4 protein-coding genes are annotated in these 2,535 nt (G+C 37.2%); all 4 read left to right on the top strand.

Features of this window, described 5'->3' with window-relative positions; all coding sequences use genetic code 11:
- Positions 1-256: 256 nt before the first annotated feature.
- Genes BU200_RS10315 through BU200_RS10300 form a run of 4 tightly spaced genes read left to right on the top strand, consistent with a single transcriptional unit; the run spans position 257 to position 2,450 of the window.
- Entirely contained in the window at positions 257-1,174 is a 918-nt protein-coding gene (locus BU200_RS10315) for an IS1595 family transposase (RefSeq protein WP_075100039.1), read from the top strand.
- Positions 1,164-1,622, top strand: coding sequence for a hypothetical protein (locus tag BU200_RS10310; protein ID WP_075100038.1), 459 nt, complete (start codon positions 1,164-1,166; stop codon positions 1,620-1,622). The genes BU200_RS10315 and BU200_RS10310 overlap by 11 nt, the downstream gene beginning before the upstream one ends.
- Positions 1,622-1,909: a hypothetical protein gene (locus tag BU200_RS10305; protein ID WP_044677606.1), complete on the top strand. Its 288-nt coding sequence runs from the start codon at positions 1,622-1,624 to the stop codon at positions 1,907-1,909. The genes BU200_RS10310 and BU200_RS10305 overlap by 1 nt, the downstream gene beginning before the upstream one ends.
- Entirely contained in the window at positions 1,902-2,450 is a 549-nt protein-coding gene (locus tag BU200_RS10300; protein WP_024385311.1) for a DUF6036 family nucleotidyltransferase, read from the top strand. Before BU200_RS10305 ends, BU200_RS10300 begins: the two co-directional genes overlap by 8 nt.
- Positions 2,451-2,535 lie beyond the last annotated feature (85 nt).

The following is a 2,535-nucleotide window of genomic DNA, read 5'->3' as shown; positions in this document are numbered from 1 at the left end:
GTGAGCTGTGAGCTGTGAGCTGTGAGCTGTGAGCTGTGAGCTGTGAGCTGTGAGCTGTGAGCTGTGAGCTGTGAGCTGTGAGCTGTGAGCTGTGAGCTGTGAGCTGTGATTGCGTTCATAATACTTAATTTCCTTTGTGTTTTGATACTCTTATTATATCAAAATTTTGGGACTTTGCATAGTAGAAATTTACATTTTTGTTTACAAGAATTCTTTCTTTCGGTATAATTGAATCAAGAAGTAAGGAGTACCAGTTATGAAGTTTGAGTTTAAGTCATTATTTGATTTACAATCTGCTTTTCCTGACGAACAGTCATGTATAGACCATTTAGAAAATATGATTTGGGGCGATGTGATTATCAGCCCTTTTGATGCTACTTCAAAAGTCTATAAATGCAAAGGGAACAAATACCGTTGCAAAAATACAGGGAAATACTTCAATGTCAAAACTGGCACCCTTTTTGATAACACTAAGATTGAACTGCGTAAATGGTTCATGGCGATTTGGCTTGTAACTTCTCACAAAAAAGGTATTTCTTCTGTGCAACTATCAAAAGATATTGGTGTTACTCAAAAAACAGCATGGTTTATGTTGGAGCGTATTCGCAAATGCTTTGGTACCGAAAACAATAATAGTCTTGATGATGTCGTAGAAGTCGATGAAACCTATATTGGCGGTAAAAACAAGAACCGCCATAATTCTAAGAAAGTCAAAAACGCACAAGGGCGTTCTTTGAAAGACAAGTCTGCAGTAGTTGGTATGGTACAACGCCAAGGAAAAGTCAATGCTCATCATGTGCCAGATACAAAGACAAAAACATTGACCGAGCAAATCGTCAAATATGTCAAAGAGACTGCTCAACTTTACACAGACGAATGGCTGGGTTATAATAAAGTGGCTAAGATGTATCAACATGACTTTGTAAATCACGGTTCTAGTGAATACGTGCAAGGCGATGTTTATACTAACACGATTGAAGGTTTTTGGGCTGGATTGAAACGTGGCGTTTTAGGAATTTATCACTCATGGTCTAAGAAATATCTTCAAGACTATGTAGATGAATTTGTCTTCCGTTATAATACTCGTGATTATTCGGATACTCAGCGTTTTAATCTCTTACTTTCAAATGCCTGTGTCCGTACTAAATATAGGGAGCTGATTTATGGCTACTAATACACTAAATGATTTACATTTTGAATTGGAAAGGTCTATTTCTCGAAGAGTTGATAGTAAACTAATTGGGTATCAGGTTAGTCTTTCTGATAGATTTTATGACAAGTATACGAAATTCTGGAATAAAAAGTACAGTTTTGATTTTGTTACTAACCATCGTTCTTTTTACGCTCAACTAACAAAGACTTGTGTCTACGACGCATTGAAAGAAAGTCTCAAAAAAGTAGATAGAAAAGCAATCGCTAAACACATGGCAGAGCTGGAAGCCTTGATTGATGTCGCAGAGAACAAAGAGGAGTTTCAAAACTTTTTTGAGAAAAAGTATAGTCTAAAATTTCCTAATTTGGATGGCTGCGTTTATCCAAAGAAAAAAGAACTATCTGATTTTGACAAGAAACTTTGGATAGCCATGCACTATAACCCTAGAGACGACAAGGGGGAAGAATAATGACAACATGGTATGATTATATGGTAAGAGCCAGCAAACATGCTGGAAGTGACGGCGATTTATGGTTTCGCTATCTCTATAAGGTTATTCAAGATGATGGTACAAAGTTAACCACCGATGATGTTAAGCAGTTGTTAAAAAATCCTACCCTGACACCTTTTCAAAAGACCACCCTTCAAGATGCCTTAACAGACGGTACACATACAAGGGAACACGTCTTACAAGCCAATCGTAAGAGCCAACCAAAAGATATTCTGAAGCTGTTTAGAGAGGGGAATTATGGATAAGAAAGTTTTATTTGAAGCTCTCAACACAGAATTATCCAAGGAAAATATAGACCTTGAAATCATTTGTGTTGGTGGTTTTGTCCTAGAGTATTATAATCTTCGAGGAACACAGGATGTCGATGCCTTTTATCAAGAAGATGCTAAAATCAGAAGCATTATTGAGAAAGTTGGTAATGATTTCGGAGTGAACGAGCCTGAAGAACTGTGGTTAAACAATAACGTTGCCAATATGAATAGGATACCGCCACGCTCTATCTGTGAGAAGGCATATAGCTATTCAAACCTGACTGTCCTTGTTCCTCCACTTTCTTACATTCTCGGAATGAAACTAGAAAGCGGACGAGATAGAGACAGGCAGGATGCTGGGGACATTATTAAGCTGGTTAAAATCCGTTCCATAAAAGATGTTATTCACAAGCTCAAAGAATACGGTTTTCAACCAGACATTTCACTGATATTGGAAGTCTTTGAAATTGCCTATGGTATGGAGTGGTTGGCAGAGTATATGAGAGAACACTCTGGAGAGTTTAGACATTATTAAAAGACGATTTCCGTTTAGAAGTCGTCTTTTTTGATAATCTTGAATACTATATATTGTATCTAGTGTAAACTGGTATATAGTTCCC

The organism is Streptococcus acidominimus (assembly GCF_001921825.1).
GTDB classification, from domain to species: Bacteria; Bacillota; Bacilli; order Lactobacillales; family Streptococcaceae; genus Streptococcus; species Streptococcus acidominimus.
The sequence above is the reverse complement of the archived record's forward strand: the minus strand, read 5'-3'. Positions and strand labels throughout refer to the sequence as shown.

What these genes read in the sequence shown, in the direction of transcription:
- BU200_RS10315 (WP_075100039.1), top strand. Translation starts at nt 257, where the DNA reads ATGAAGTTTGAGTTTAAGTCATTATTTGATTTACAATCTGCTTTTCCT.
- BU200_RS10310 (WP_075100038.1), top strand. Translation starts at nt 1,164, where the DNA reads ATGGCTACTAATACACTAAATGATTTACATTTTGAATTGGAAAGGTCT.
- BU200_RS10305 (WP_044677606.1), top strand. Translation starts at nt 1,622, where the DNA reads ATGACAACATGGTATGATTATATGGTAAGAGCCAGCAAACATGCTGGA.
- BU200_RS10300 (WP_024385311.1), top strand. Translation starts at nt 1,902, where the DNA reads ATGGATAAGAAAGTTTTATTTGAAGCTCTCAACACAGAATTATCCAAG.